This window comes from Sphingomonas montana, from assembly GCF_001956315.1.
Taxonomy (GTDB): domain Bacteria; phylum Pseudomonadota; class Alphaproteobacteria; order Sphingomonadales; family Sphingomonadaceae; genus Sphingomonas_R; species Sphingomonas_R montana.
The window spans coordinates 1-20744 of the sequence record NZ_KV887135.1 but is presented as its reverse complement, the minus strand read 5'-3'; the positions used below and the strand labels follow the sequence as shown (position 1 = coordinate 20744).

General features: G+C 62.9%; 20 protein-coding genes. 5 read left to right on the top strand and 15 right to left on the bottom strand.

The window, feature by feature from the left end; genetic code table 11:
* Window positions 1-6 precede the first annotated feature (6 nt).
* From BKY59_RS00255 to BKY59_RS00195, 15 genes are all read right to left on the bottom strand, one after another.
* Window positions 7-1101: a relaxase/mobilization nuclease domain-containing protein gene (locus BKY59_RS00255; RefSeq protein WP_083671785.1), complete on the bottom strand. Its 1095-nt coding sequence runs from the start codon at window positions 1099-1101 to the stop codon at window positions 7-9.
* Between the two features lie 13 nt (window positions 1102-1114).
* Complete coding sequence (locus BKY59_RS00250; RefSeq protein WP_129586134.1) at window positions 1115-2203, bottom strand: LPD7 domain-containing protein; 1089 nt, start codon at window positions 2201-2203, stop codon at window positions 1115-1117.
* Window positions 2190-2429, bottom strand: coding sequence for a hypothetical protein (locus BKY59_RS17165; RefSeq protein WP_129586133.1), 240 nt, complete (start codon window positions 2427-2429; stop codon window positions 2190-2192). The genes BKY59_RS00250 and BKY59_RS17165 overlap by 14 nt, the downstream gene beginning before the upstream one ends.
* Window positions 2426-4585: a type IV secretory system conjugative DNA transfer family protein gene (locus tag BKY59_RS00245; RefSeq protein ID WP_083671784.1), complete on the bottom strand. Its 2160-nt coding sequence runs from the start codon at window positions 4583-4585 to the stop codon at window positions 2426-2428. The genes BKY59_RS17165 and BKY59_RS00245 overlap by 4 nt, the downstream gene beginning before the upstream one ends.
* 11 nt (window positions 4586-4596) lie before the next feature.
* The gene (virB11, locus tag BKY59_RS00240; protein WP_076068100.1) at window positions 4597-5613 is read right to left on the bottom strand and encodes a P-type DNA transfer ATPase VirB11; all 1017 of its coding nucleotides are present in this window, start codon (window positions 5611-5613) and stop codon (window positions 4597-4599) included.
* On the bottom strand, window positions 5613-6803 hold the full coding sequence (virB10, locus tag BKY59_RS00235; protein WP_076068099.1) for a type IV secretion system protein VirB10: 1191 nt from the start codon (window positions 6801-6803) through the stop codon (window positions 5613-5615). The genes virB11 and virB10 overlap by 1 nt, the downstream gene beginning before the upstream one ends.
* On the bottom strand, window positions 6800-7636 hold the full coding sequence (locus BKY59_RS00230) for a TrbG/VirB9 family P-type conjugative transfer protein (RefSeq protein WP_076068098.1): 837 nt from the start codon (window positions 7634-7636) through the stop codon (window positions 6800-6802). Before BKY59_RS00230 ends, virB10 begins: the two co-directional genes overlap by 4 nt.
* The gene (locus tag BKY59_RS00225) at window positions 7633-8364 is read right to left on the bottom strand and encodes a VirB8 family type IV secretion system protein (protein ID WP_083671783.1); all 732 of its coding nucleotides are present in this window, start codon (window positions 8362-8364) and stop codon (window positions 7633-7635) included. Before BKY59_RS00225 ends, BKY59_RS00230 begins: the two co-directional genes overlap by 4 nt.
* 291 nt (window positions 8365-8655) lie before the next feature.
* Window positions 8656-9726 (bottom strand): TrbL/VirB6 family protein, encoded by a 1071-nt coding sequence (locus tag BKY59_RS00220; protein ID WP_076068097.1) that lies wholly within the window; start codon window positions 9724-9726, stop codon window positions 8656-8658.
* 5 nt (window positions 9727-9731) lie between these two features.
* Complete coding sequence (locus tag BKY59_RS18305; protein ID WP_165374768.1) at window positions 9732-10121, bottom strand: EexN family lipoprotein; 390 nt, start codon at window positions 10119-10121, stop codon at window positions 9732-9734.
* Between the two features lie 98 nt (window positions 10122-10219).
* Window positions 10220-10930, bottom strand: coding sequence for a type IV secretion system protein (locus BKY59_RS00215; protein ID WP_165374767.1), 711 nt, complete (start codon window positions 10928-10930; stop codon window positions 10220-10222).
* 25 nt (window positions 10931-10955) lie between these two features.
* Entirely contained in the window at window positions 10956-13352 is a 2397-nt protein-coding gene (locus BKY59_RS00210; RefSeq protein WP_076068095.1) for a VirB4 family type IV secretion/conjugal transfer ATPase, read from the bottom strand.
* The gene (locus BKY59_RS00205) at window positions 13345-13683 is read right to left on the bottom strand and encodes a type IV secretion system protein VirB3 (protein ID WP_076068094.1); all 339 of its coding nucleotides are present in this window, start codon (window positions 13681-13683) and stop codon (window positions 13345-13347) included. Before BKY59_RS00205 ends, BKY59_RS00210 begins: the two co-directional genes overlap by 8 nt.
* Entirely contained in the window at window positions 13684-14094 is a 411-nt protein-coding gene (locus BKY59_RS00200) for a TrbC/VirB2 family type IV secretion system protein (protein WP_206361989.1), read from the bottom strand.
* A 148-nt stretch (window positions 14095-14242) separates the two neighbouring features.
* A complete protein-coding gene (locus tag BKY59_RS00195; RefSeq protein ID WP_076068092.1) occupies window positions 14243-14974 on the bottom strand; it encodes a lytic transglycosylase domain-containing protein in 732 nt (243 codons plus the stop codon).
* A gap of 1187 nt (window positions 14975-16161) precedes the next feature.
* Between BKY59_RS00195 and repC the strand changes: the two genes are divergently transcribed.
* From repC to BKY59_RS00175, 5 genes are all read left to right on the top strand, one after another.
* Window positions 16162-17451, top strand: a complete 1290-nt coding sequence (gene repC, locus BKY59_RS00190; protein ID WP_076068091.1) for a plasmid replication protein RepC — start codon at window positions 16162-16164, stop codon at window positions 17449-17451.
* Window positions 17448-17753 (top strand): hypothetical protein, encoded by a 306-nt coding sequence (locus tag BKY59_RS17160; RefSeq protein ID WP_129586131.1) that lies wholly within the window; start codon window positions 17448-17450, stop codon window positions 17751-17753. Before repC ends, BKY59_RS17160 begins: the two co-directional genes overlap by 4 nt.
* Before the next feature lie 430 nt (window positions 17754-18183).
* Complete coding sequence (locus BKY59_RS00185; RefSeq protein ID WP_240499891.1) at window positions 18184-18975, top strand: hypothetical protein; 792 nt, start codon at window positions 18184-18186, stop codon at window positions 18973-18975.
* Between the two features lie 567 nt (window positions 18976-19542).
* The gene (locus BKY59_RS00180) at window positions 19543-20319 is read left to right on the top strand and encodes a DUF932 domain-containing protein (protein WP_476712784.1); all 777 of its coding nucleotides are present in this window, start codon (window positions 19543-19545) and stop codon (window positions 20317-20319) included.
* A 67-nt stretch (window positions 20320-20386) separates the two neighbouring features.
* Window positions 20387-20614, top strand: coding sequence for a hypothetical protein (locus BKY59_RS00175; RefSeq protein ID WP_129586130.1), 228 nt, complete (start codon window positions 20387-20389; stop codon window positions 20612-20614).
* Window positions 20615-20744 lie beyond the last annotated feature (130 nt).

Sequence of the window (20744 nt, the reverse complement as noted above, 5' to 3'; positions counted from 1 at the left end):
TAGCGCCTAGCGCCCCTTAGGCCGCGTGGGGGCGTCGCTACCGCGATCCGGTGCGGTTGGCCGCGAAGGTTCGGGAACGCGCTGTGCGGGCGTCTCTGTGCCCGCAGGCGGCATTGGCGAACCCCTGCCGGGCTGTTGCTCAAGCACCTTCCGCAATTCGACGGTCATCGCCTGCCGGCGCGTCAGCGCAACCGGCATGTCAGCGACGAACCGGCGAATGTCCTTCGCAAGCTGGCGATCGGGGCCGGGGCCTTTTTCCAGTTCGTCAGCATGGCCGAGGTAGGCGCGCTTGATCGAGTCTTGCCGGGCCTGAATGTCCCGGCTCCAATCGTGCGGGGCAGGGGGCTTTGGTTTTGCCGCCTCCCGTTGTGCGTCTCGCTTTACGATCGTCCGCACGCGCGGTTCTACGCCTCGCTTCTCGGCATGATGAACCGCGATCGGGTTGGCTTTGCGGACATGGCCGCGCGCCTGCCGTGGCGTCGCTTCCGCTTCCACGCCTTGCCGGCGCAGTTGGTGCGCGAAGCGTTCGCGGTATTGCTGTAGATCGGCAGGACCGGGGGCAAGGCGTTTGCCGTCATAGCCGACAGCCCGCACCGTCACATGGACGTGCGGGTGGTCCGTGTCATCATGCCGGGCCATCAGGTAATCGTACTTACCGCTGAACGTCTCTTTCGCCCATGTTCGGGCCGCTGCCTCGACGCGATCGGGAGGCGAGCCGGGCGGCATGGAAAGAATGACAGCGACGCTTTGCGTCGCGTTGGGTCCGCTCTTGCCGCGTGCTTCCGCCGCGTTCGCAAGCATCCAATCCTCATGTAGCGCCCGCAGCGCAGCGCGATCGGTGATGCGTTCACCGTCCTGCGTCTCGCCCTGGAGGCGACCGTTGCGGGTGATGTAATCCATATGGGCCTTGAGGTGCCCCGCGCTGCCGCGCGATCGGCCGGTGATCTTCACCATCACTTCCGGGGCCTTGCCGACGATCCGGCCCAGCCGGGCCTTTCCCGACGACGAAAGGGAGCGGGATTGCCCGCCCCCTTTCAGCTTCACGTCCTTGCCGTGGACCGCGTTCGGCAATCGCCAAATGTGGTCGTCACTATCGGCCATCTAGCACCATCCCTTAGCGCGACAGCTTACGCGACGGCTCGGTAATGTCCGCGCCGCGCGTCGGCTCTTGAGCCTTAGCAGGTTCGACGCGAGCCGGGGCCGGTTCGGGTGCCGAGGCGGTACGCTTCTGATCGGCCGACAGCACGACGGGGCCTTCGGCCCGTTCCTTCTTCACCAATTCGGTAGCGACAAAAGCCTTCATTTCGGCCTTCGCATCGGTGTTGTGCTTGTTCATCTGACGGTCGATTTTCTCACCCATCGCAGCGAGGACCAACCGGCCGTCAGGCGACAGTTCCTTTTGCGCCTCCCGCAGCGTTTTCCGGTTATCCGCCGGGGTAGCCGGGGCGCGTTCGCCCTTTTCATGCCCGGCCTTTTCATGGCCCTTGCCGTGTTCGTGCGCGTGCTTGTCGCCTGCCTTGTCAGGCGTTCCGACCCCAGCCCGAGCCGTGGAGGCGTCGCGCGCGGGATCGAGCGTCGAGCCGGTCGGGTTGTTCGGCGTCACTGGCGCGGCTGGCGTCGCTGGCGTCGAAGGGAGGGGCGCGCGGACCTCGTTGGACAGGCCACGTTCGTTGCGGCGACGATCGGCCTCTTGCCGATCGGGATCGCTAGGGCGGTAGCCTAGCGCCTCGATGCCGCGCGTCGATGCTTCGATCCACGCTTCGCGCTTGAACTCCGCGGTGCCCTTCACATCGACAGATTGCCAGCCGCGCGCGGCTGCAATGTCCATCATCGCCTTCACGGTGTTCAGGTCTTCGCGCTTCGTCGTGATTGTGAACTCAGTGGCCTTCATCGCTAGGCCCTGTTGCTTATAATCATCGAAATAACGGCGTTCGCCGCCCTTATCGTCGATGAAATAGGACTTCGCGATGTTGTCCGGTTCGGTGGTGTAGGCGGCAGGCTTTTTCCCGCCGCGATCGACCACAGGTTGCAGCGTTGCCGCCGCTTCCTCCAACGGTGTCCGACCGGACTTCCCAGCCGGTGCCGAGGTTTCAGGGCTTGCACTGTGCAAGCCTTGAGCGCCCGTCGAGCGGACAGGATCGAAGACTTGCGTAATCTCATTGTTGGGGCGCGTCGCATCGCGCAGGCGGTCAGCAATTCCCATGATCGGCTCCCGAGGTTGGCAAGGCAGAGATAACGGATTGCGCCCATGCCTTCGTTTGGGCGGTGTCGGCGTCGGATAGCGTGCCACTATCGCCGGGGGTGCCGGTCGGTAGAGCCTCTATCAGCGCCGTCAGTTCGATAAGCGTTTCACGCACGACCGCCTCACGCGCGCCTTTGACGCGCGCGGGCAGGAGGAACGGCACGCCAGCTAGGTTTGGAAACGTCATGCGGCTTTTCCCCTTCCACGGTTGAGAGATTCGACGGTCGGCACCGCGTTGACGATCGCCGCAACATGCGCCTTCGCGTCACCAAGCGCGTACTGGCTAAGATCAATATCGGTCCCGAGGATCGAGCCGATGAGTCCGTCCGCTTGGTGCGGTTTGAGTTCTGGCGCAGGGATCGGCAGTTCGGGCGACGTCGCCGGCAGAGGCAAGCGCGGTGCGCTGTCATCCGATCCAGCGGCAGCAGCCGCCCCAGCTTCATCGCTGTTATCCGTCGGCTTCTTACGAGGCCGCTTTTTCGGGACAGGAGCCGCAGCCGCAGCAGGAGCGGTTTCAGCAGGCGGCGCGGCCGGTGCCGGTGCCGGTGCAGGAGGCGGGGCAGGAGGGGAGGCGGGTTCCGCAGCGGCCGGTTCGCCCTGCCCTGCGATCGGCTCGAAACCCTTGCCCTGGTCAAGCCGCACAGTGACTTCGATAGGCGGAACAACAGGAGGCGAGCGCAGCAACCGCGTAAAGGTGTTGTCGAGATAGTAGCGGATGCGCTTCGCGCTGATCGGATACATGCCCGGCCGGATCAAGATCGCGTCTGTAGGATCGAGACGAACGATCTCTTGCGGCAGCAGCAAGGCGCGGCGCTGATCGGTTTGCGTCACATTCAGTTTATCGCGACGCAGAACACGCCAGAAGCGCGGGCCTGATCGGCTCGCAGCTTCTACCGTGTCGTAACCGAGACGTGCCGACAGTTCTTCGGACAGTTTAAGGTCTTTCGTGCCGAACACAACTTCTAGGCCGCAGTTATCAAGGATGGCTTCGGCCTTGTCTGGTCCGTACAGATCGCGGTCGCGAAGCTGTGCCTTACTTTGCATGATGAGCATTATTCGGATGTTGTATCCGGCGACAAAGGCAAATGCGTCAGCAAGAACCGGCATCGCGCCGAGCAGCGGAAATTCGTCCAGCAGCAAGAGGACTTGATGCTTCGCGGCCGGATCATGCTGGGGCAGCGTCCGCACCGTCAGGTCGATTAGCTGTTGGAAGAACAGCGCCAGCAATGGGCGCAGCCGGGCAATGTTGTCCGGGGTGACGCCGATATAGATCGCGTGCAGAGAATTACGCAGTTCGCGGAGGTCGAAATCGCTTTCGGCCGTGGCAGCGTCAATGCGCGGATTGAACCACAGCGACAGCTTGGCGGTGATGGTTTTGCGGATCGAGTTTACGAGGTCGGCCGAGCCTTTCAGGTAATCCTCTAGGGCCTTCACGGTCGCTTCTGTGTAGGGCTTGCCCGCCTGCCGTCGCGCTTCGATGCGCTCTAGCATCGCTTGCGCGCCGTCCGAACTGGACAGCAGGCGCAGCACTTCCCCGATCGTCAGGGGCATTTCCGGGGATTCGGCAAGGAAGCCAGCAGCGCCGGTAAACGCCGATCGCGCGCTATCCGTCCAAAAGGCTTGATCGCCCGAGACGTGCGGGAAGATCATTTGCGCGATGCGCTGAATATCCTCGAAAGCGTCGATCGTATCCCGGCGGACATAGGACAGCGGGTTGTAACGGGCCGTAGCGCCATTGGGGGCGAGCGGATCGAACAGGAACACCTTTTGCCCGGCCGCTTCGCGGATGCCCGCTGTAGCGGCCCAATTCTCTTTCTTCACGTCGAGGCAGACGAGCGTGGATTCGTAGAGCAGGCAGTTCGGGATAACCAACCCGACGCCCTTACCCGAGCGGGTCGGAGCATAGCAGGCGACGTGTTCCGGCCCCCCGTAACGCAGATAATGGCCCTTGCGGTCCTGGCCCACATAGAGGCCCGCAAACTTGCTGTAGAAGCCCGCCTTGACCAATTCCGCCTTGGTGGCGAACCGTGTCGCACCGTGCAGTTCTTTACCACCCGGCAGCTTGCCGCCACGGAGCAGTGCAGCCGCTGCAATCAGGATCGGGAACACCGTAGAGACGCCGGCAGCGACCTTGAGCCACAGGCCAACAGACGGATGCGAGAAACCGTAATAGCTGGCGTATTGGTAGAATTGCAGAAACGGGATCGTTTCGGCCGTAAGCATCCCGGTCGCGCCGAGGAAGATCGTTGAGGCAATGACGTTCCAGACCGCCGCGATTGCCGCCAACACAAATAAGCCCGCCAAGGCTTTCGCCGGGGCGGGCCAGTTGGAAATCCCTTGCATAACGCCTCCCGTCAAGCAGCTAGGTTTGAGGCGGAAGGGTCCGCCGGTTCGAAATGGACTTCCTCGATCGCGAAGCCTTCCGGCCCCTTGTGGCAATGCACCACCACGTCGACCAATTCGTCTAGCAGCGTCCGCACATCGGCATCCGCCAGATACTTCCCGGCGTCGTGCTGTTTCACCATGAGCCGCAGGGCGTCGAACGCGCCTTTCGCGCTTCCGGCGTGGCATGTCGTGATCGAACCCGGATGCCCGGCCGCGACGCTACGAACGAAGGTGAAGGCCGCGCCGTCGCGCAATTCCTGCATCAAGATGCGATCGGGCCGCATACGCAGCGCCGCTTCAATCAGATCCTCCGACGCAACCCGCGCGAGGCCCTGATTACCCTTCGAGTAGAACAGATTGACGATGTTGCGTTGTGGCAGGCCGATGAACTCGGCCGTGTCCTCGATCGTCACTAGGCGTTCGTCCAGTGGGATCGATTGGATCAACGCCTTGGCGAACGTCGTCTTGCCCGAGCCGGTATCGCCGGTCGCAATGATCGTCTTTTTCGACCGTACCGCGAGCGGAAAGAACCGCTCCCAATCCCGAGCGTCTTTCAGTGCCAGCAATTCGGCATCGGCCGGATGCACGCGCTTCGACGCCGCCACAGTCCGCTTGAACAGGCCACCAGCCGCCAGCCCCGCGATCGTCGGGGCAAAGCCCGAGGGGCGGCGGATTGTGAGGCTGAACCGGCCCGCGCCTACCGCCGGGGGGCGGCAGATTTGCACGCGCTGGCCGTCAGGCAGGACCGAACCGCAAAGCGGACGCTCCGGCCCAACGTCCTGTTGCGACATGGACGCGCAAAGCGTCGCGATCATATCGAGACGCGAATAGGTCAGGTCGGGAAAGTCGTGCCACTCCCAGCCCGAGCGGCGTTCTACGCCGACTTCCCCCGGCCGGTTGATGACAATTTCCGTCACATCGTCTTGCGACAGGAAATCCGCGATCGGACCCAGCAGCAGACGAAGGGTGTTTTCACCCGGCCGCATTACTGACCGCCCCCGACGTAGCGCGGCTGTGCTGGCCCGACCTGATAGACGGTGCTGAAATCCAGATCGCGAGCAACGAAGATGCTGACCAACTCGCCCTGGTTCTTACGAACCGTGGGGGGAATGTTGGACGACCCGCGCACGACCTCGCCAATGACGCTTGAGGTTGAGCCGGTGTTGATCGTCGTCGTGCCCGACTTGGACACCGCCGCTTGCCCGGCCTGCATAGCGCCGTCCACGACCGACATAAGCAGAGCCGCGCCGAACTTCTGGAAGAAGTGACGATCGACCGCGCCCGACAGACCGGAGCGGCCGAGGGGATCACTCGCAGGGCTATCGAGATTGACGACGACACCTTGCGGCGTTTCCGCCCGCGTCCACACCACGAACATACGTTCGACGCCTTGGCGCACACCGCCTTGGAACTGACCTACGACCTTTGTCCCGCGATCGAGCAGCGTCAGGCCAGTCTTACCCTGAATGTCCTGCGGGATAATACACGTCACGAAGCCCGGCAGCGTCGATTCCATCGCGGTTTGCAGCGTGCAGGGAATAAGCGTGCCCGTTGTGAGCAGATAGGCTTGGTTGCGAAGCACGTTCGCCCGCACGCCACTAAGCTGCGTCGTCTGCATACGAGCGCCGAGGTTGTCGCCTCCCTCCTGCCCGCCCTGACCACCGGCGCCAGCGCCGCCCGGTTCGCCTTGCTGGAAACCGGCCGGGGAGTACCCCCCGCCCTGCCCTTGCCCGGCAGAGCCCATTGCGCGACCCATACCGCCGCCCATGCCGCCACCCGAATTATAGACGAGCAGCTTTGCAGCCGGGCGCGGCGTCGCGACTTGTGCCATCTGCGGCGTAGATTGACTGCCTTGCGCCGGGAAGCCCGGCGGTAGCGGCGGTGCGGTATCGCCCGGCAGCGGTGGCGGAACCGGAACGGCCCCCATCGGCGGGGCCTCATACCGGACTTGCGATTGCACCGGCAGATCGGGGGCGACGGCGGGTTTCAGGTTGGGTTGCGCCGAGGTCAGGAAGATCGCCCCGACCGCGAGCGCGCCAGCGCCGAGCATAAGCCCGACGCCGACGTTTTTACCCATGCCGCTCTTAGTGCCGGCCACGTCCGAAACGTGACGCTCGCCTTCGATCGAGGCCGGGCCTTCGGCCGGGGCCGGTTGTGTGGTGCGCGTGTCGGTCACAGGCCGGAACTCCTAACTGTGCGTGCAAGGTCAGGCGTGCCGGTGCCGGTGCCGGCGTTGCGGCCAACCGGATCGAAGCCTTGGTTTAGAACGGTGATGACTTCCTGCCCGTCGCGCAGGACGAATTGCCGTGCCGTTGTCTGCACGACGGCCAGCTCGTTGATTATTGTGTACGGCACGATCGTTTCCGAGCCGTCAGGGGCAAGCGTGTAGATCGTCGGTATCCGCATGTTGCCGGGGAAGCGGAACGCCGTCTGACGCCCATTATCGCTAACTTCGGTCGGTTCGAGCATGACGGAACCACGGGCGACATAGCGCCAGTTGCGCGGGCCTTCGGCCCACGACAGCGCAAGCCGCTGTTGCGTGATGCGTTCCAGATCACGGGCCGCTGCCTGTGCTTCCGCGAAAGCCTGTGCCGCCCGTGCTTCCTCTGGATAGGTGAAGTTGACGGCATAGATCGCGGAGGCAGCACCGCGCCGAGCAGCGACCAAAAGGAACTGATATGATCGCGTCGTACCGTCAGCCCGCTTTGTCACCACTTGCGCGTTCGTCGGCCGACGGATCGCAGTGGGCTTGAGGAAAAGGATATTGCCGGTCGGTTGCGCCAGCCATGCGTCAGCATCACCGATCGCGACCGCCGTAATCTCCTCGCCCAGCCCGAACGTGATTTGTGTCGAATTGGTCGGCGTGCTGATTACGCGGACCACGTTCATGGAGTTATAGGCGACGACCTGGACGTGAGAGTCGTACCCGGCCGAGCGGGGCTTTTGCTCCGCAAAGGCAGGGGTGGTCAGCAGCGCGGCGGCAGCGACCGCCAAGAGTGGGCGGTTCATTGCGTGAACTCCTGATCGGCCCGGTACGACGTGACCACGAAGCCGAGCGGGTTGACGTTAAGAGCAGACGACGAGAGTTTGTTGACCGAGAAGTCGAACGCGATCGTCGCCACCATGCGCTTTTCGGGCAACGCGACGCCGCTCCGCTTCTCGATCTGGACGAACCGGACCTGCCCCAGCTTCGGGCCGAGCATCGAGGTCGAAACCCAGCGAACCGACGACGTGCCATCCCGGCCAAGGACGACTTGCGGACTGTTGGGATTGGTCCCCCGGAAGCCCTGTTGATATTCGTTCTGGACGGCCGGGGAGGACATGAGCGCAACGGCGTTGAAGGCGGACTCCGCTTCGGCCGGGCTATAGGTCTGGCGAAGGCGGACGTACTGCCACAGGAAATAGCGCGTCGTCGCTTCGGTCGCGGCCATATTGCCGCCCGTTATGTCATAGATGCGCTCGACTGACCCGCTGGTGTTATCGACACGGAAGACGAGCGGCACGACCGTTTTGAGCGGCGCGAGGGAGGCGGTTGCAGCCATCCCCGCGATACCGGCGACAGCGCCAACCCCGGCAATGACGTAGGCGACCACCGCGCTACGTCGTGCCGACTTCACCTTGTCCGCCTCGTAGCTGGCGACCTGTTCAAAATAGGCCGACATGATAGCCGGATCGGCAGGCAGTTGCCGTGCCTGAAATGCCCCTTCCGGGGCCTTGTTGCGCGATAGCATGTTCATGCCCCTTCACCCGGTAGAGCGGCCGGGACCGCCGGTTGTTCGGCCGGAGCGGCCGGTTGTTGGACTTGTGGCGACCGCACGGGCGGCAGCGGAGCGCGAGGCCCGCGCAGATCGTCTTTAGTTGGTGTCCACTTGCCTGCATTGAGCGGGCGATACTTGCCGGATACTTCGGCAAGTTTCGGATGACCGCCGGCGCAGGCCGACACCGCCAAGGGGATAAGCAGTAGGGCGAGCCGTCGAATCATGGTGCGTTCCTTAGTGAAGACGGATTCCGGTCTATGAGGCATGGGTTCAGGCTCCCCGGTCGGAGAGCGAACCGCCGGTCGTCGGGCGGATGCGGGAAGCGACGGCGCGGTATCCAGAAGCAGCCATGCGGCCACCAAAGCGGCCCACAGCATCGCTTGCGCCGAGGATGCCGCTACGGCCGGTCCTGCCACCACCGCCGCCACCAGCGCCACCACCACCACCACCACCGGCCGGTCGGCCGGTTGAGCCAACGGCGGCCTGCATACCCCGCGCGATCGCGCCGGTATGGAATGTCAGACCGCCAGACAGGGACGACGCGAGGCCGGGCAGTTGCAGGGCAACGAACGCCGCGACGGCAAAGAAGATGATACCGGACAGAAGGACTTGGATGCCCTCAATGTCGCTTGTCGCCGCCCTTGTGGCGACGGTGCCAACGACAATCTGTTCGGTAAGCAGGATGATGTAGAGCAGCACAATCGTAGTGATTTGCAGGATCACGCAGGAGATCAGCGCGCCGATCCAGCGTTCAAAGATTGCGCGTGTCGCAGGGAACAAGATCAGCGGGATAATCAGCGGACCTAGCGCGATGTAGAGCGCAAGCGTCACGCGCGAGATTAGCCAGATCGCGAAGCAGAAGACGTTGGAGACAATAGCGGCCATCCAGAATAGCAGCACCGCAATCTGTGGCCCAACGTCGTGCCAGCTTAGTTTCTTCCAGACTTCCAGACCCGCACGCCAAGCCTTGATCCATCCTTGATCGAAACTGTTCGCGCTGACTGTGCCCGCCCCTCCCGATGTGAGAGCGTCCGTCAGGCTAGTCGGCAGCGTGATGAAGAAGAAGTTATAGACCCATTGTTGGTAGATGCCCGAGCCGGTCAGAAGCCAGACGATGATTGCCATCTTCAACATGCGGGGCAGCAGCACCGACATGGGGGCCGGTGCCTCACCGCGAGCAATCAGGAACCCGGTCAGGGCGACGTACAGTACCAACGCAATCTTGAGCGGCGCTGCGACGTAGGCGAGAAAGGAGTTCGACACGTCGGTTACAGCGGTCACTAGCGGCGTTTCCACCTGTGACACGATGTAGGCGAACATTTGCCACTGTACGTCTTCCATCGGGTCTATCTCCGAGCCGCTTTGGCTTCGATTTGCAGCGAACGCAGAGCAACGCCGCAATATTGAAGTTGCGGGTTCCTCTTGCAGACTAGGATTTTGTTCGCCCGCGCCTCGGGATCGTTTGCCCAAAACCCCGTCGTCGCAGGGTTCAGTGAGCCGGTGCGCGAACGCGCTTCACGAAGCGCGATCGTCACCGACGCCTGTTGGGCGTTGATGCAATCCCGGTCTTTGCGAAGACGGCCGGGATCATCCAGACAGGCGAGAACGACTTGCGAGCGCGCGGCCGGGTTGTTGGCGTACCACGTCACCGTTTGCGGCGCTGACTTGGTAGTGCCCGATCGAGCGGCCGGCGACGAACGCGGAGCCGAAGTTGGCTCCGCATTCGCAACCGTCATACCGATGCCGGTCCCGATGCCGACACCGACGAGCAAAACCCCAACGAACGCGCCGAGGCGCGGCCGAGGGGCTTGCACAGTGCAAGGATTGTCCACGCTCAACCCCCGCGTGCCTTGGCTTCGGCGATCATGGATTCAACACGCTGGCGGCGCTGTTCGTTGGAGCGTTGCTCCGCGTTCCGCTCCTGCGCGGCCTGCCACATTTGCAGCGATTGCGCCTGCACCTGTTGGGCTTGGATATAGGCTTGCTCTTGCTGGATACGGGCCGAAATGTCCGCGACCGACTTCGCATCCTTCGCGCCCGCAAGCTGGCCTTCCAGCCCTTGCAGGGCGTTGATGCGGGCCGTTGACGACTGATAGAGGCTGTTCGCCATCGCCTGTTGATTGGCAATGCTTTGTCCGTTGCGCGTCATTTCCTGCGCCGAGAAGTCGTCGCCGGTCGGCTGATACACGCGGTTCTTGTTGAGGAACTGTTGAGCCTGCGCGTTCAGCGTTTCGCCGTTCAACAGGTTCTGAACGCCATCGCCGGTCGGCAGTGCCTGCCGTAGCTGCTGCGTATTGAACTGCTCCCCGAGTTGATTCAACGCTTGCTCAGGAAGATGAGAAACAGAGTCGAGCGTGGACTTCGCCGTCTGTAGCTGTTCCTGCATCTTGGCATATTGCTGTTGAAGCTGGCGGACCTGTTCCAACGCTTGCGCGTAGTTGGACGGATCGTAAACGATCCCCCCGCCCAACTGTGCAGAGGCAGGAGCCGCCACACAGAGAACGAGTGCAGAGACACCCGCTAGAATAGACTTTCGCATCGTCATGTCCTTCTCTCCCTCAGGCCCAAAATTAGGCCGACGCAGATCGCCACTGTTCGCGGAACAACGGCAACCAAGCCGCCGGGTCCGGTCCAACATCGGCAATCAGACGTTCCACAAGGCGAACAGTGCTTGCCCGACCGGACAGCACCGACACCAAATCATCGAGACCCGCTAAGTCGAGTTCGCACGCAACGGACGTGGTGCCCTGCTTGAGCAGGAACCTGCGACCGCCCACCGTCAGGTCTTCACGGACAGCCAGGTATTCCGGCTGCGTAAGGCCCAGCCCGTCGCGATAGTCTTTCTCGCTTGCACGGCTGTTCGGCATGAGGATTTGCGTGGGGCATTGCTCGATGATCGAATGTGCGATCGGGCTTCGCAGCGCATCCGCTGGCGATTGTGTCGCCAGCAGGACCAAGCCGTTCAGCTTTCGGATCGTCTTGAGTTTGTCGTTCACGATGTCCCGAAAGCCGGGATCGAGCAGGACTTTCCAAAATTCGTCGATCGCGATCACAATGCGGCGACCGTCCAGCAGCGTTTCGACGCGGTGGAACAGGTAGGAAAGGATCGGGCCGCGCGTCGTGGCGTCGTCAAGGAACGAGGTCACATCGAACCCGAGGAACGGGGCATCGAGCGAAACCGTGTCCGTATCGTTGTCCAGCACCCAGCCCAGCGAACCACCCTTGCACCAGCGGTCCAGCTTCGCGCCCGGCCCTTCCGGGTCCGACTGCCCGAGGAAGGCGCGCAACTCGCCAAACGAGCGCGCTTCCGGCGGCAATTCCATAACGGCCTGCACGCCGAGCGAGAGCCGACGCTCTTGCTCCGGGGCGAGTTCCTTGCCGGGATCGAGGCCGACGAGGGCCTTGACCAACTGTGCGATAAACTCGCGATCGGCAGGCGACGACGACAGCGCCTTGAGCGGCGCAAGGCCGGTCGGTTCACCCGATGGCAGAACGAGGTACGTCCCGCCGACAGCACGGGCGAGAATGTCGCCGCCACGATCCTTATCGAAGAAGACGACTTGCGCGCCCTGCCGTTCGGCCATCGCTAGCAGGAAAAGGGTGATCGTCGTTTTGCCCGAGCCAGCAGGCCCGGCCACGAAGACGTTGCCGAGGTCGGTAACGGTGCCCGTGGGCGCATGGAGGTGGAAGCGGTACGCTGTCCCGCCCGTAGAGCGGAACAGCGTCAGCGGCGCACCCCAATGGCCCCGCGCCTTGCCGGTCGGGTAGTTGTGCAGGCTCGCCATCGCCGCGAAGTTTCGCGAACTGATCGCGCCGGGTCGGACGCGCAGCTTCATGTTGCCGGGAAGCTGGCCCCAATAGGCAGCTTCCAAAGCGAGATCCTCCCGCGCCACGACCGCCCCGCTTTCGGCCAGATCGCGACGGGCACGCCCGGCGACTTCGGCCAATCGGGGCAGGCTATCCGCGAATGTGACGAGGGTTAGGTGATGATCGCCCATCGCGAAGACGTTGGACGCAAGCATGTCCGATGCTTCCGACAGGGCGGCAGTCTGACTTGCCGCCTTGTCATTGGCGGACACCATCTGATTTTGCTTCCGGCTCATAACGCCTTGGGCGACCTGTTTATTCAGGAAGCCGAACGTCTGCGTCAGGACCAACCGATAGGGCGCGGCTAGAACGGCATCGAACATGCCCGGCCAAGTCGTCGCGGGATACTCCCGCAGCGCGAACGCGGCTGCATAGGACGATCCGCTAACGCCTCGAATCTCGATCGCTTCACGGCCGACGATCACGCGATCGGTGTAGATCGCGCCGCCCAGGTGGCCGTTGACCAAGGGCACCGACTGGTGTTCGCCGGTCAGGATCAGCTTGAGGGCTTCGGCCGCTTCCGAGAACATCACGCCATTGGCTTCGCGCAGCATGAGGTGGCGGGCACCGTAGGCGTGCAGTTCGTAAAGCAGCGTCGAGAGAACTTGCGCGAGTTGATCGAGCGCAGCCGGCGACGCCGCCCGGTTTCGATCACCGCGCTTGCGGCGCGTGAACAGGGAAAGCACGTTGCCGTCCAATACCTTTGTTGAACCCGTGGGGCGCAGCAGGACGGACAGGAACAATTCGTTGCGGTAGAGCCGGTTGCTCAACAGTTTTTCGCGGTACGCAGCGTCAAGATCGCGCGCGAACTCGCTCTTACATTCCGCATCGGGGTATATGGATTCATCGGCCATTGTGCGGACGACGTGCGTTGCCAGAACAAGCCGTTCCGAACTGATGTTGCGGAGCAGGATATTCCGTTGCGCGTGGCGGCTGTTGACCTCGCCGGGATCGGCCAACTCAAACTCGATCCCGTCGAGACGCATCATCGCCAAAAGCGAGCCGTCATCGAGCAGCAACACCCCTTCGGATGCGTGCCCGATGAACGGCACATAGGTATCCGGTTCCCGCTCCCGCGAGGCACCCTTGATCTTAAACATGCGTGCGGACCTCTCGCGGTTTGCGGGCCGGTCGGAGGGGCGTCGGGCTAACCGATGAACCGCCCCAAAGATCGGTGTTACGGGCGCGGGCCTTGGTTTCTGACCAAAGCCTGATCGTCTTGAACATATTATAGTCACGGCTGACGAGGGCGCGGATCGTGTAATGAACGACTACGCCGATCACCATGTAAAGAGGATTGCCCATAATCACGAAGATTACGGTGCTAACGATCGCGTTTAGACCCATCGCCTCGATTGGCACGCCCTGCCACATGGCAGGGCGTGTGCAGGCGAGAAACAGCGGGTCTTCTGTCAGACCTTCGTTTTCCAATTAACCGGCTCCGCCGCCAGTGATCTGACCGACGATCCAGCTTGCCGAGAAGATCAGCAGGACGCCGATGATTACGGTCCCGAGGGTCCGCATACTGGCCGCACCGAACATCCATGCAATACCGGTCCCGACGATCGCGATAACCGCGATGAGCTTGCCGACGTTGCCGGTGATGACGTTGACGATGTTCTGCAAGAACGTCTCGACGTTACCAGCGCCACCGGCCGACTGTGCATAGGCAGGCGACGCCGCAAGCAAGGTGCCGACGATCGCGAACGTCGCGAGCGTGCGGGTGTCCATGTTGCGAGCCGACTTGAAGCAGCGAGCGGCAAGCGCCGAAGGTGCCCCGCTGATACGCAGATGAGCCGACGCCGAGGCGGTCGCCAGACGTGTCTTAAAGGATTTGGACATGGGAGGTTCGCCTACAGTTGGAGGGGTTAGAGGGGTTGGCAGGCCAGTGGAGCGGACGCCGAGGCTTGCACTGTGCAAGCCCGCAGCGCCGCCAGCATCGGGACGGCCCGCCGGGCGTCCCGATGAAGGGGGGGAAATCAGATGCGCGTTACATGCCACTGTCGGGACTTCCGGCAGGAGCAGCTTGCAGCATGACAGGGGCAGGCCCGGTAGGCGTTGGCGCCTGGGGCGACTGTTGCGGTTCCGCTTGAGGCTGGACCGTCACCACGTCGCCGTTCTCGCGCCGATACCGCGCCGAAGCGTACATATCCCATGAGGGAGGCGCAGGAGGTGGCGCGGGGGGCTGAACCGCAACCGGCCCCTCCCCTCCCTCTGGCCCCGTTACAACGACCGGCGAGCCGCCAAGGCGGATTGCGGGCACGACCTGTTGCGCCGCATACTGGACACGACGGACATAGCCGTTGGTGAACCCACGCTGTTGATTGCCGGTGTTGTAGTGCGAGAGCGCCCGCAGCAGCGTCGCTTGGCTGTCCTCGACACCGGCCGGGCGGTAGCCTTCCACCAGCACACGCGCACCAGCGCGGACATTCTTGCAGGTGTCGAAGGTATCCGCGACCGACAGGCCCAAACCGCGGAGGTTCTTGGTGTTGATTTGCATCAATCCAAGATCGAGCGAGTGACCCCGCGCGAGCAGGGCGTTGGCGGTCTGAATTGCCTGTTCGACCGACGCCGGGGCGTAGGACCGATGCGCGGTGTTGTCACCGATCGCCAGCGAGTTGAACGCGCTTTCGGTCCGGGCAACCGAGGCGAGCGTTTCGACGTGGACCGAGGGGCCGCACGTCAGAGCAAGAACCTTGAAGGCTGCAATCGACACGATCATGCCGCAGCCCTCGCGCCAAGGTCAGTCGTCAGGCCGTGGTGGAGTACCGTCCGCTTCAAGTCGGTCGAGTAGAGCGGTCGAACTCGGGGCGTTTGAGGCAAGCGCGCTATAGCGCGGCATGTCCGGATCGCCCTTGACGTACAAGGGAATGACGCCCCGATAACCGAAGTCCTGCCGGATGAGGGCAAGTAAGCGGTCAAGATCGCGGTAGGTGCGATCCTCTTTGTCACCCCATGTTCGCAAAGGGACGAAGCCGCGCCGCCAACTTGGACGAATGAAGGCCAAGTGTTTAGCGTCCGGTTCGGCGCTAGATGATACGACGAGGACGTTTCGCAGCCTGCCGCCTTCGGCAATGCAACTCTTGATTTCGCCTTCGACAAGTCCCTTTGACAATGCACGCCCCCAATAGTCTCGCCATGCGCGACTGTTTCCGTCTGGACACCGACAGGGGCTTGGGTTGGCACGCTCCCGGTATCGTTACACGACGGAGCAAGCTGGGGCGCGTGGGCCTTTACCGGCACACACTCGCAATCCCTCTCCGTCGCAAGCTGCATAGCAGTAAGCGACCCGGAAATGCGAGTTAGTAGGTTGAATGACATGGCGGGCAGCACTGGAATTACCTCCGTCGTCCGATCCGTTATCTGTCTAGCCCCAAAGGCGTTTTTATCAAAACACCTTTTTCACTTTTTTACAAGCCTGCAACGTTCGTTGTTTGTTCTTGTGACGATTCCGTGACATTATCCAACAATGCAAGTGATTTCACTGGCAACAATTTGTTAACCAAGCCGCGCACGCGAATGGACCATTCTCGATTATGTTCCGAGTTGCATTTTGCGTTTTCATAAAAACGCCGCTGCGCGTAGGGCTAGCGCAGTTCGTTCATCGGGGTTTAAGCACAGTGGCTTTTTCACCCTGCACAGTCAATTTCGCGTGGAATTGACGCGGACGCGCGTTCAGGCGATTGTGCAGCCTGTTTTCGATGTTTTCTGAAAGAAGGATTCGGACGACCCGGAGTAACCGAGCCAGAAAATGAAAAAGCCCCGGCGGGAACCGAGGCTTTTTCTGAAGAGGTCCGCAGGCCGCGAACCGACAATTTGATGTGCAAGACGGAAGGTAGGGGCTGCGACGATCGCAGTCAAGACCACCGATTAGCGGCGTGCGCCCCCTTCGCGATGGCTCCTTCACACATGAAGGAAGAAGCGATGTTGCAGATAGAGGCGAAGGCGACAGGCCGACGCAGGATTACCGCCGCCATGCTTGCCGCCCAGGTCGCGCGGCCGAGCTATTGGGATGCTACGAGAAAAGGGACCGTGCTTGCCGCGTTGAAGCGCGCGGCCGATCGCCTTGGGATCGCGCGCCGCGTGGTCGAATTGATCGACACGCTGATGGCGCACACCCATGCGGCCGATTGGTCCCGAGGGTGCGGAGTAGTGCCCTGCTGGCCGTCTAACGCCGTCCTGCAGGACGCAATGCAGATCGGGCCGAGCCAGCTAAAGACGCTGATCCGGTTGGCGCTGGAACTCGGTCTAATTGAGATCCACGATAGCCCGACCGGCAAGCGGTACGGGCACCGCGACGCCGAGGGACGTTGCACGCGGTTCTTTGGCTTTGACCTCTCCCCTCTTGCCCGTCGTCTCCCCGAGTTTCAGCGCGTCGCGGCCGATCGCAAAGCCGATTGGCAACAGGGCCAGCGGCTCCGCGAGGACGTTACCGCGCTCCGCAACAAGGTGTTGGCGCTGGCGGATGCAGGCCGCGAACAATGCGCGGCCGGCGATTGGCAGCGCATCGAGGACGACGCCCGCCAGCTTGCCGCCTCACGCGGCAGCAGCCGCGAGCCGGGCCACCTTGCGCGGATCGTTGCCGATCTGGACGAGATATACCGGGGCGCGCTTGACGCTCTTACCCCGTGTGAAGCTGTGGATAGTGACCCCGTGGGGCCGGAAAATCGGCCCCTACATACAACTACAAACCAGCTTACTATCGCTAAAGCGAATACAGATGAGGACGGGCCTAGTCGGCCCGACGCTTTGAAGAAGGCCGCGACAAGCCGAAAGGATATGACGCGGAAAACCGTGACGCCCAGCCTCAAAAGTCAGATGGGCGAGAGGGAAAGAAGGGACGACAGCGCACTACGCGGCTTTGACGTTTCGCCCGATTTCGTTGTCCAGATCGCGCCGATATTCGCACCGTGGATCGGAAACGTCCGCCCGACGTGGCCGGTGTTGCTCGACGCAAGCACCTACGTTCGTTCCGAATTGGGTATCTCGCAACATGCATGGGGGCAGGCGTGCAGCGTGATCGGGAGGCTTGAAGCCGTCGTGCTGCTGGCGACGATCGCGGCGAGGCATGAGGCCGGCGCGATCGGGTCGCCGGGAGGTGTCATGCGAAGAATGGTCGAGTTGCACCAGGAGGGGAAATTGCGCCTCGATCGGACTTTGTTCGGCCTTGCCGATCGGCTGAAAGGTCGCGTGCATTGAACGGCCCGGCGGTTTCGTTCGGTCCAGATCGCGACGAACCAGTGACCGAATCCGACCTTGTTGCGCTTGCCGCGTCAGTCGCCCCAATCCACGCTGCCCCGATGGAACGGCACGATACAGCAGTTGCGTTGATGAGGATGGCTCTAGCCTTGCTGGACGAGGCCGGAAGGATGGTCCCGGCAACGCATTTGCAAGCGGCGATCGACGCGGCCGAGGGACACGGCCCGATGCGTGCGGATGAAATTGTGCCGATCGAATTGGAGGAACGGATTCTAGGACCGTTGCCGTCTGGAAATCTGTGAGGCTCGACAGCCGGCAAGCCATCGAGCCTCGCCGCAGTCGTCCATGCAGGGACCGGGCAGAGCGCGATAATAGCAGGTTCGCGAGCCAGTTACAGAGATTTTGAGGGGGCAGAGGTTGGCGCCTGCCGCGCAAGCGCGGCACCGTGGCCCCTAGTCGCTTCGCTCCCCAAGCCCGCAAGCGGTCTTGGCCCTTCGGGTTTGGACCCACTGGCGGAAATTAGACGGCGCAGACGCACCGTAGCGGGAAGATGGGGGCGCGGCCCCCCTCTCCCCAGCAAGGGCTATCAGCCCGGCCGAGGCTCAGTCGCTACGCTCCCTGCGCCCGCACCACCCGGTCAGATACCCCTTGCCCCCCTCACCCCTCGCTGTTCGCCACGAGGCAGGGTTGCAGGCGGGGCCTGCACCCCAGCGGACTAGGGAAGGTGATAAGATGACCGACGTTATCGAGCGCGACGAGGTAGGCGCGAAGCTGGCGGATCAAGGGCTTTGCACCGCGTACCAACTGCAAAGCGAGCAAACCCACATCGGCCCGCGCGACAGTGCATCACTACCCGGCCCGTGGAATCTCCCGTCGCGGTTGCTGCAATCGCCGGTCAGCATGGCTGCGCCGTTCAACGGCGAGCCGCGCCGGTTGGGGGTTCGTCATCCCCTCCTAGCCCAGCATCCTTTCGTCCAGCAGATCGAGCAGGCGCTAGGCATCCAGCTTGAGCCATGCGGCATCCCGAACCGATCGGGCATCCGCAACGACCACGGCCAATGGCACCACGCGGTTGACCTTGTGAGCGCCGGGCATTGGCGCGACCTGATCGAGACGCGCGACCTCACCAGCGCCGACCACATCGCCGGGGCGGTTGCCTATGGGCTGGACTACTCGAACCACGATAGCAGCCGCAAAGGGCACATCACGACCGCCGAGGCCCGCACGATCATGGCGGCGATCGGGGCCGACGAGCCAGCCGACGCTATGGCGTTGGTCCGTATTTTCGCCGCGCCCGTGCTGTCCAGTCAGGGCGAGAGCAAGAAGGGTTGGCCGATCAACACCCGCTTTGACGCCGACCGAAACGCCCGGACGTGGGGGCGCATAATCGGCATTGAACGCGGTTGGTTCGACTATGATCGTTCGGGCCATCTGCAATGGGCCGAGAGCGGCCGAGCACGCTACGCGGCCGGTGACGCGCCCACCTTTACCGAGACGAGCGGACAGGCTGCGTTCGCGTTCTAAGCGGGCGCGGGGCTTGCACAGTGCAAGCCCCCGAGTGTGACGCGCGAGGGGAGCGAGCGNACCGGGCGCGATCTATCAAAAGGTTGGTCCTCGCCATGCTCCCCATGCTCCGCCTGGCCTACGGCTAGGCGTCCGCGTGGGTCCGCGTGGCTCCGGTCCCGGCTTCGCCGCTTTTGACAGATCACACCCGGCCCGCCGGTTCTGATGGTGTCGGGACGAAGGGCGTCTTCTACGCCCCTCGCCCTTCGGTCGATGGGTTCTCCTTCGCCTGCGGCGCGCGTCGAACAAAGGGCGATTGGCAGGCAAAGGGGGGGCGATCATCACCAGTGTATTACCCGACTAAGGGGGTCCGATAATCACCGCCCGAGCGTAAATAAATGCGCCCTAAACTGTTTACAGGTATTGACGGCATAACGTCCCGCGTGTAGTGTTTCTAAGTCGGCTCGATGAACCGGCCCGGCACCTAGCGGCGGCAACCGCGACGGTCCCGGTTTCACTCATGCAGGAGTTTCTACCATGCAGCTTTCCAGCCGTTTCGCCGCCAAGTCGCCCGCCATCCGTTCGGACGTGCCGCTGACCAATGACGAAATCGCCCGCGTCGTGCCGTCGATCTTCGCAGACGCGGCGCACGATAGCCGCTCCGAGCGGTACACCTACATTCCCACCGTCAACGTGCTGGACGGCCTCCGCAAAGAGGGGTTCCAGCCGTTCATGGCGTGCCAAACGAAGGTCCGTAATCTCGACAAGATCGACCACACAAAGCACATGATCCGCTTGCGCCACGCCGACCAGATCGCGGGGAGCGAGGCCAACGAGATTATCCTTCTCAACAGCCACGACGGGAGCAGCAGCTACCAGATGCTTGCGGGCATGTTCCGTTTCGTCTGTCAGAACGGCATGGTTTGCGGCGACACGCTCGCAGACTTCCGCGTGCCCCATAAGGGCGATGTTGTCGGGCAGGTGATCGAGGGGGCCTTTACCGTTCTCGACAGCTTCGCGCAGGCGACCGAGCAGCGCGAGGAAATGAAGGCTCTAACCCTTCGGCCTGCCGAACAGACGGCCTTTGCCCGCGCCGCCCTCACCTTGCGGTACGAGGACGAGGAAGCGGCCCCGATCCGTGCCGAGCAGCTTTTGCGAGCCAAGCGCACCGCCGATCGCGAAGGCGACCTGTGGACGACGTTTAACCGCGTGCAGGAGAACATGACGCGCGGCGGGATTCACGGGCGCAACGCCACCACCGGGCGCAACGTCACGACGCGGCCGATCAACGGGATCGACCAGAACGTGAAGGTCAACCGCGCCCTGTGGGTGCTGGCAGAGGAAATGCGGAAACTTGCCGCCTGACCTCGCGGGGGGTGCCACGGCACCCCCCGTAATCTATCTTAGTAGGTGCGTCGTTATGGGAGCGGTTATGTCGTCCAATATCATGCTGATCGGGTTCGTGATCCTAGCCGTTGGGCTGTCTGCATACGGTCTAGGCTGGCTTCGCAACCGCCCGGCTGCAATGGCTTTCGCGCTGGGTTCTGCCACCCTCGCGCTAGGCTTGGCGATCTACACCGTCACCCGCGACGCACCGAACGGACCCCCGCAAGAATTGCTCGACGCGGCCGATCGCGCCGAGGCCGCGCAGCGCCACTAGGGCGCGCGGCAAATGAGGGCGGCAAGCCGCCCGCGCCGTTTGTTGGGTCGGGGCCAGACCGGGCGCGATCTATCAAAAGGTTGGTCCTCGCCATGCTCCCCATGCTCCGCCTGGCCTACGGCTAGGCGTC

What these genes read in the sequence shown, in the direction of transcription:
- BKY59_RS17165 (WP_129586133.1), bottom strand. Translation starts at nt 2,429, where the DNA reads ATGACGTTTCCAAACCTAGCTGGCGTGCCGTTCCTCCTGCCCGCGCGC.
- BKY59_RS00220 (WP_076068097.1), bottom strand. Translation starts at nt 9,726, where the DNA reads ATGGAAGACGTACAGTGGCAAATGTTCGCCTACATCGTGTCACAGGTG.
- BKY59_RS00215 (WP_165374767.1), bottom strand. Translation starts at nt 10,930, where the DNA reads ATGACGATGCGAAAGTCTATTCTAGCGGGTGTCTCTGCACTCGTTCTC.
- virB11 (WP_076068100.1), bottom strand. Translation starts at nt 5,613, where the DNA reads ATGCGGCCGGGTGAAAACACCCTTCGTCTGCTGCTGGGTCCGATCGCG.
- BKY59_RS00210 (WP_076068095.1), bottom strand. Translation starts at nt 13,352, where the DNA reads ATGTTTAAGATCAAGGGTGCCTCGCGGGAGCGGGAACCGGATACCTAT.
- BKY59_RS00245 (WP_083671784.1), bottom strand. Translation starts at nt 4,585, where the DNA reads ATGCAAGGGATTTCCAACTGGCCCGCCCCGGCGAAAGCCTTGGCGGGC.
- BKY59_RS00230 (WP_076068098.1), bottom strand. Translation starts at nt 7,636, where the DNA reads ATGAACCGCCCACTCTTGGCGGTCGCTGCCGCCGCGCTGCTGACCACC.
- BKY59_RS00195 (WP_076068092.1), bottom strand. Translation starts at nt 14,974, where the DNA reads ATGATCGTGTCGATTGCAGCCTTCAAGGTTCTTGCTCTGACGTGCGGC.
- BKY59_RS18305 (WP_165374768.1), bottom strand. Translation starts at nt 10,121, where the DNA reads ATGACGGTTGCGAATGCGGAGCCAACTTCGGCTCCGCGTTCGTCGCCG.
- BKY59_RS00250 (WP_129586134.1), bottom strand. Translation starts at nt 2,203, where the DNA reads ATGGGAATTGCTGACCGCCTGCGCGATGCGACGCGCCCCAACAATGAG.
- BKY59_RS00185 (WP_240499891.1), top strand. Translation starts at nt 18,184, where the DNA reads ATGACCGACGTTATCGAGCGCGACGAGGTAGGCGCGAAGCTGGCGGAT.
- BKY59_RS00200 (WP_206361989.1), bottom strand. Translation starts at nt 14,094, where the DNA reads ATGTCCAAATCCTTTAAGACACGTCTGGCGACCGCCTCGGCGTCGGCT.
- repC (WP_076068091.1), top strand. Translation starts at nt 16,162, where the DNA reads ATGAAGGAAGAAGCGATGTTGCAGATAGAGGCGAAGGCGACAGGCCGA.
- BKY59_RS00175 (WP_129586130.1), top strand. Translation starts at nt 20,387, where the DNA reads ATGTCGTCCAATATCATGCTGATCGGGTTCGTGATCCTAGCCGTTGGG.
- BKY59_RS00225 (WP_083671783.1), bottom strand. Translation starts at nt 8,364, where the DNA reads ATGAACATGCTATCGCGCAACAAGGCCCCGGAAGGGGCATTTCAGGCA.
- BKY59_RS00255 (WP_083671785.1), bottom strand. Translation starts at nt 1,101, where the DNA reads ATGGCCGATAGTGACGACCACATTTGGCGATTGCCGAACGCGGTCCAC.